This is a genomic window from Streptomyces sp. NRRL B-24572 (assembly GCF_002156145.1).
In the GTDB taxonomy this organism is placed as follows: domain Bacteria; phylum Actinomycetota; class Actinomycetes; order Streptomycetales; family Streptomycetaceae; genus Streptomyces; species Streptomyces vietnamensis.
Window position 1 is genome coordinate 1 of sequence record NZ_MWIG01000342.1, and the last position, 7606, is coordinate 7606.

Consider the following 7606-nt stretch of genomic DNA (forward strand, 5'->3'; position numbering starts at 1 on the left):
TGTTCTCGCTGACCGCCACCACGAGGAATTCGACCACCGTCGTCGGCAAGGGCGTTCAGGTGACGGTCGGCATCGACATGGCCGCCCTCCAGCAGGCCACCGGCGGCGACTTCGCCTCGCGCGGACGCCTCGTCGCCCTGCCGGCCTGCGCGGCGGCCACGCCCGAGGTCCCGGCCTGCCGGGTCGGCAAGCCCCTGACCATGCGCCAGGACAAGGCCACCGGGCGGGTGACCGCCGAGGTCACGGTGCCCCTCGCCACGGCGCCCGCCTCCGCGCCCACGCGTACGTCGTACGCGAGCCCGGCCCCCATGCTGCTGGCCGCCGACACCCAGGATTCCGGCGGCGGCGGCGACTACAAGGCCACCGCCCTCGCCCCCTCCTCCGCGTGGTCGACGGGCGGCTCCTCCGGCGCGCTGACGTACAGCTACGCCCTCCAGGCCCCACCGGCCCTGGGCGGGCAGGCCCCGGCCCTCGCACTGGACTACGACTCCTCGTCCGTCGACGGCCGCACCTCCGCGACCAACGCGCAGGCCTCCTGGATCGGTGACGGCTGGGACCTGAACCCGGGCTTCGTCGAGCGGACCTACCAGCCCTGCGACGACGCGGGCATCGCGGGCTCCGGCGACCTGTGCTGGGCCGGCTACAACGCCTCCCTCTCCCTCGGCCAGCACTCCGGGCAGCTGGTCCGGGTCTCCTCGTCGGCCGCCGCGACCGATGCCGAGACCGGCGTGTGGAGGTTGAAGAACGACGACGGCACCCGGGTCGAGTTCGGCTCCGGCGCCGCCAACGGCGTCCAGGACGGCGCCTACGCGAAGGTCACCGATCCCGGCGGCACCGTCTACTGGTTCGGCGTGAACCACCTGCCCGGCGGCGACAAGACCGACACGGCCACCGACTCCGTCTCCAGCGTGCCCGTCTACGCCCCCAAGAGCGGCGACCCCTGCCACGACCCGGCCAAGGGCGCCGGCTCCTGGTGCCGCATGTGGCAGCGCCTCTCCCTGGACCACGTCGTCGACCCGCACGGCAACCTGACGACCTACCGCTGGGCCCCGGAGACCAACCACTACGCGCGTGGCGGCGGCCAGAACGGCGGCAACGGCACGCTCGAGCCGTACACCCGGGCCACCACCCTCGCCCAGGTCTCCTACGGCCGACGGCTCGACGAGCAGATCGCGGCCAAGGGCACCCTGGAGCCCGCCGCCCGCGTGACCTTCACGACCGCCGAACGCTGCGCCGACCAGAGCATGTGCGACCCGTCCCAACGCACCGTGGCCAACAAGGGCAACTGGCCCGACGTGCCCGTGGACCAGGAGTGCGCGTCCGGCTCCACCTGCGCCTCCTTCGGTCCTACGTACTTCACCACGCGCCGGCTGGCCTCCGTCCTCACCGAGGTCCGCACCGGCGGCGTCTGGAAGGCCGTCGACGCCTACGTGCTGAAGCACTCCTTCCCCGACCCGAAGGACACCACCAGCCAGAAGACCCTCTGGCTGGATTCGATCCTGCGCACCGGCAAGGCCGGTTCGACGGACACGCCGCTGCCCGCGGTCGCCTTCACCCCCACCATGCTGCCGAACCGCGTCGACGGCACGGACCTGGTGCCCGCCCCTCCGCGGATGAACCGGCCCCGCATCCAGCAGATCGCCAACGAGACCGGCGGCGTTCTCAACGTCGACTACGACCTGCCCGGCTGCTCGCGTCTGAACAACGTCATGCCGGCGGCCGAGGACGACAACGCGAAGTCCTGCTACCCGGTGCGCTGGACCGTGCCGGGCGCCGTCATCGGCTCCGACCCGGTGCTCGACTGGTTCAACCACTACACGGTCAAGTCGATCACCGAGAACGACACCGTCACCGACGCCCCGCAGAAGATCACCAGTTACACCTACGACAAGCCGGGCTGGCACCGCGACGACAGCCAGTTCACCGACGCCAAGGCCCGGACCTGGGGCGAATTCCGCGGCTTCGCCACCGTCACGGCCACCACGGGCAGCGGCGGCGACGGCCCCAAGTCGCAGGTGCGCACCACGTACCACCAGGGCATGAACGGTGACGTGCGCAAGGACGGCAGCACCCGGACCGCCCAGTTCACCGACGCGCTCGGCCGCACGGTCACCGACCACGACTGGCTCGCCGGCCGGGTCCTGCAGACCGAGACCTACGACCAGGCCGGCGGCACCGTCACCAGCCACACCGTGAACTCGGCCGCGGGCGAGCAGGAGACCGCCCGCCAGTCCCGCGGCACCGGCCTGCCCGACCTGGTGGCCCGGTACGCCGCGACCACCACGACGGCCGTGGCGAGCTCGAAGAAGGCCGACGGCACCTGGTGGAAGACCACGAAGACCACCAAGACGGACAAGGACCACGGCAACCGCCCGGAGTGGGTGCTCGACCAGGCCGACGGACTGCCCGACCTGTGCACCCGCAGCACGTACGCGACCGCGCCCGACCCGCAGCGCACCAACCTCGTGGCAGAGACCGTCGCGGTCTCGGGTGACCTCGCATGCACCGCCGCCCCGGTCGCCGCGAACACCGTCTCCCGCAGCCGGATCCTGTACGACGGCAAGCCCTCCGGCCAGAGCGGAGCCATCGGCGACCCGACCGGCACGCAGGTCCTTGAGAAGTACGGGACCGACGGCACCCCCGAGTTCACCGACACGGCCTTCACGACGTACGACGCCTACGGCCGTGTGACGACCGCCACCGACCCCACGAGCACCGACGCCCAGCACCCCGGCGGCGCGCTGACCCGGACCACCTACGCCCCGGCCACCGGCGAGCTCCCCACCACCCGCACCACGGCCGCACCGGCACCCGGCCAGGACCCGGCCGTCACGTGGGACACCGTCACCACGCTGGACCCGCGGCGGGGGCTGACCCTGTCCGAGCGCGACCCCAACGGCCGCACCGGGACCTTCGTCTACGACGGACTCGGCCGGCTCACCGCGCTGTGGCGGCCCGGCCGCGGCCCGTCCACCGACCCGCAGGCCGACATCACGTACGACTACGCCGTCTCCCAGGCCGCTCGTACGCCCACGGCCGTCACCACCTCCACCCTGCTGTCGGACGTGGGCACGCCGGTACGCACGCTGAGCGTGTCGATCCTCGACGGCTTCGCCCGGGAGCGGCAGACGCAGGCCACCCCGCCGAACCCGGACTACCCCGGCCGTGTGATCACCGACACCGTGTACGACTCCCAGGGCCGGGTGCGCCTGTCGAACGCGGCCTGGTACAACAACGACTCCGGGCCGGTGGGCACCTTCGCACCGGCCGCCGAGTCGACCATCCCGACCCAGACCCGCACCTCGTACGACGGCCAGGGCCGCCAGACCGCGGTGGCCACCTGGTCGCTGGGCGTGGAGCAGAGCCGCACCACCACGAGCTACCCCGGATCCGACCGCACCGACACGGTCCCGCCCGCCGGGTCCTGGCCCACCAGCGTCGTCACCGACGCCCGCGGCCGCACCAGCGCGCGGTGGCAGTACCGCACTTCGACCGTCACCGGGAACCCTGCGGACGCCACCGTCTCCGTGTACGGCTACACCGTCGACGGCAAGCCGCTGACCCGCAAGGACGCGGCGGGCAACACCTGGTCGTTCGGATACGACCAGCGCGGCCGGCAGATCTCGAGCACCGACCCGGACGCCGGCACCGCCGGCCAGTCCTACGACACGGCCTCGCGCCTGGTCTCCAGCAAGGACGGGCGCGGTACGACGCTGCTCCGCACGTACGACCTGATGGGTCGCCAGACCGGGCTGTACGCCGGGTCGGTGACGGCGGCCCAGCAGCTCGCCGGGTGGACGTACGACAGCGTCACCGGCGGCAAGGGCAAGCCGGCCTCCTCCACCCGTTACGTCGGAGGCGCCGCCGGCCAGGCCTACGCCAGCACCGTGACCGGTTACGACAACGCCTACCGGGCCACCGGCGTCAAGATCGGCATCCCGGGAAGCGAGATCGGGCAGACGGGCACCTTCGAGTACACGGTGCCCCGTTCGTTCGACAAGTTCACGGGCAAGCCGCGGACGGCCAAGATGCCGCCCGTCGGCGGTCTGCCGTACGACGACATGGTGTACTACTACGACAAGTACGGCGAGATGTACAAGTACGCCGGCGCCACCACGTACGACACGCAGACCGACTTCGACGCCTTCGGCCGTCCGATCCGGTCCACCGTGAACCCGTTCGGCTCGCAGGTCGTCACCACGCTGGACTACGACCAGGGCAGCGGGCGCCTGCGCAACCAGTACCTGGACAAGCAGACGTCCCAGAACGGCGCCGTCCAGCAGACCTCGTACACCTACGACAAGGCGGGGCACCTCACCTCCCTCACCAACACCCCCGACAACACCCCGGCCAACCGCGACCGCGAGTGCTTCACCCATGACCACCTCGGGCGGCTCACCACGGCGTGGACGGACACCGGCGCGCTGATTCCCCCCGGCCAGGGCCAGACCCTGGACCAGGGCGCCTGCGCCAATGCCACGCCCACCAGTGGGGCGGTGGCCCCGGCGCTGACCACGGTCGGCGGCGGCGCCCCCTACTGGCACGAGTTCTCGTACGACGTGACCGGCAACCGCAAGACGTTCGTCAACCACGACATCGCGGGCGACACCACGAAGGACGCCACGACCACCCAGGGCTTCCCGGCCGCCGGCACGGTCAACAACGGGGCGGGCGCCGGCGGTCCGCACTCCCTCGGCTCGACCAGCACCAAGACGGGGACCACCACGAACAACTCCGGCAGCACCAAGTACGACGGCGCCGGAAACCCCGTGAACGCCTACGCGTCCAAGACCAGCACCACCCTGATGGCCTGGACACCGGACAACAAACTGGAGAGCCACACCCCGGCGATCCAGATCACCGGCATCGGCGGCAAGTGCCTGGACATGCAGAGCGGCAGCTCGTCGGCCGGCACCCCGGCACAGATCTACACCTGCAACAGCGGCGGCGGTCAGCGCTTCTCCGTGGCCGGTTCCCTGCTGAAGGTCTTCAACAAGTGCGTCACCGCCATGGGCACCACGGCCGGTTCGCCGGTCCAGCTGCAGTCGTGTGACGGAGGCGGCGCCCAGACCTGGACGCGGCGCACCGACGGCACCCTGTACAACGCGGCGGCCGCCCGCTGCCTGGCGGTACCCGGCGACGTCACCACCAACGGCACCGACCTGGTCGTGAACGACTGCGCCGGCACGGTGCCGGCCGGCCAGAAGTGGACCGCCACCGACAAGATCACCTCGTACGTCTACGACGCCGAGGGCAACACCATCGTCCGGCGCAGCCCCGGGAAGACCGTGGTCTCCCTCGGCGACACCGAGCTGGTCTACGACACCGTGGCGAGGACGCTGACCGGCACCCGGTACTACCCGGTTCCGGGCGGCCTGACCTCGGTCCGGGTCGGCAACGGCGGCCTCACGGTCCAGCTGGCCGACCACCACGGCTCCGGCGTCCTGACGATCGACCTGGCCACGACCGGCCTGGACGAGACCCGACGGCTCATGGACCCGTTCGGCAACCCCCGCGGCGCCCAGCCGGCGGCGGGTGTCTGGCGCGGCCAGAAGGGCTTCGTCGGCGGCACCCAAGACGACGGGACGGGCCTGACGACCCTCGGCGCCCGCCAGTACCAGCCCACCACGGGCCGCTTCCTCAACCCGGACCCGCTGATCGACGCCGACGACCCGCAGCAGTGGAACGGCTACGTCTACAGCAACAACAACCCGCTGGACGGCAGCGACGCCGGCGGTCTGTTCTGTGACGGCTGCAGTGCGAACAACCCGGACTCGGTCTGGAACGACCACGGCCCGGGCTGCACGAACGACGCTTGCTACTACGACGACGGCGAGTTCGCGTACGACGTCCTGCCGCCCGGCAAGGGCGAGGGCGACGGGGCGGACTCCCATACCCACCTGAACCGCGGCAAGCACGTGGGCGCGTACGGCTCCAGGGAGGCCGACGACTTCGACCGCAACGCCTACCTTCGCCTCCAGATGCTCAAGTGGGACTTCTCCACGGCCCTGCTGAGCATGTCCGCCCAGCTCACGCAGCACTATCTCGACAACAGCGGCGAGGACTACGTCCTCGCGCCCGACGACGTCGACGACCTGCTGCGGGCGAGCGGCGTCCGTGAACCGCTGGACGCCTACATCAACAGCGTGTACGCGGAGCTGAAGGACACACAGGGCCGGACCTCGTTCGACTCGCTGTGGATGCAGGACGCGGCCGCCGGACTGCAGAACCCCGACTGGTACCTGGGCCTCCGCAACATCGAGTACCGGGTGAGCGGGACGGTGGAGGACGGCACGATGAACTACTCCGTCCAGGTCTACAAGAACTACAACTTCGACGACGGCGAGAGTTTCATGGGGGTCGACTTCACCCCCTTCGCCAAGCTGCACGAGGCCGGCCTCGCGCACGAGTACGACATCGTCGGAACGTCGACGCGGCAGTCCTTCAACGGCTGGGACACAGAGCCTGGACTGGTCTACGTGGGAGGCTTGTAGGCAGGTGATCCGTGGCGGACGCGCATCCCGGTGCCGGGGTGCGCGTCCGCCGTACGTCGGAGGAGGGCTGCCCGGTCCGGCACCGGGTCGTCGCCGGCCGAGACGTGCGGCTCGCCGGTTCGGAGATCGAGTCCGCTTACGGCAGGCGCCAGTCCACCGGCTGCGCGCCCTGGCTCACAAGCAGCTCGTTCGCCCGGCTGAACGGGCGGGAGCCGAAGAAGCCCCGGTCCGCCGACATCGGGGACGGGTGCGCGGACTCGATCGCCGGCAGGTCGCCGAGGAGCGGGCGGGCCCTGCGGGCGTCACTGCCCCAGAGGATCGACACCAGGGGCTTGCCCCGGGCGGCCAGCGCGCGGATGGCCTGCTCGGTCACCTCTTCCCAGCCCTTGCCCCGGTGGGCGCCCGCCTTGCGCGGGGCCGTGGTCAGCGCCCTGTTGAGCAGCAGGACGCCCTGGCGGGTCCACGGCGTCAGGTCGCCGTTCGACGGCCGGGGCAGGCCGAGGTCGGTGTGCAGCTCCCGGAAGATGTTCTCCAGGCTGGGGGGCAGCGAGCGGACCTCGGGCGCGACCGAGAAGCTGAGCCCCATCGCCATCCCCGGTGTGTGATACGGATCCTGACCCACGATCAGGACCCGCACGTCGTCGAAGGGCTGCTGGAAGGCCCGCAGCACGTTCTGCCCGGCGGGCAGGTACGTCCGGCCCGCGGCGATCTCCGCCCGCAGGAAGTCGCCCATCGCGGCGACACGCCCCGCGACGGGGCTCAGGGCCTCCGCCCAGCCGGGCTCCACCAGTTCGTTCAAGGGTCGCGCTGTCACGGTCCGTCACTCTACCGGCCTACGCTGACAACCCGGTCCGGCCCGGACCTCCGCCCGCTCCCGCGCACGTCTTCGAGGATGGTGCACCGTGGTTTTCGTGAACGAACCCTTCGAGGGCCTTGTCGTCGGCGTCGACTCCGGAGGCTCGGGGCTCCGGATCGCCCTGGCCGAGGCCGCGAGCGGCGCCGTCCTGGAGACCGTCTCCTCCCGGGAGCCGGTGCGGACGGGGCCCGGCGGGATCTCCGCCGGGCACTTCCTGGAGCAGGTCCTGCCCGCCGTCGCCGCCCTGCGGGAGCGG

Annotated in this window: 2 protein-coding genes and 1 pseudogene; 2 read left to right on the forward strand and 1 reads right to left on the reverse strand. The window is 71.5% G+C overall.

Features of this window, described 5'->3' with window-relative positions:
- Nucleotides 1-59: 59 nt before the first annotated feature.
- On the forward strand, nt 60-6494 hold the full coding sequence (locus CCN56_RS21125; protein ID WP_218779431.1) for a ricin-type beta-trefoil lectin domain protein: 6435 nt from the start codon (nt 60-62) through the stop codon (nt 6492-6494).
- 136 nt (nt 6495-6630) lie between these two features.
- On the opposite strand, the gene CCN56_RS21130 is transcribed toward CCN56_RS21125, so the two are convergent.
- Nucleotides 6631-7308 (reverse strand): uracil-DNA glycosylase, encoded by a 678-nt coding sequence (locus CCN56_RS21130; protein ID WP_086829036.1) that lies wholly within the window; start codon nt 7306-7308, stop codon nt 6631-6633.
- 97 nt (nt 7309-7405) lie between these two features.
- On the opposite strand from CCN56_RS21130, the pseudogene CCN56_RS21135 reads away from it, so the two are divergent.
- Nucleotides 7406-7606: pseudogene (locus CCN56_RS21135) on the forward strand (ATPase); the annotation flags it as partial.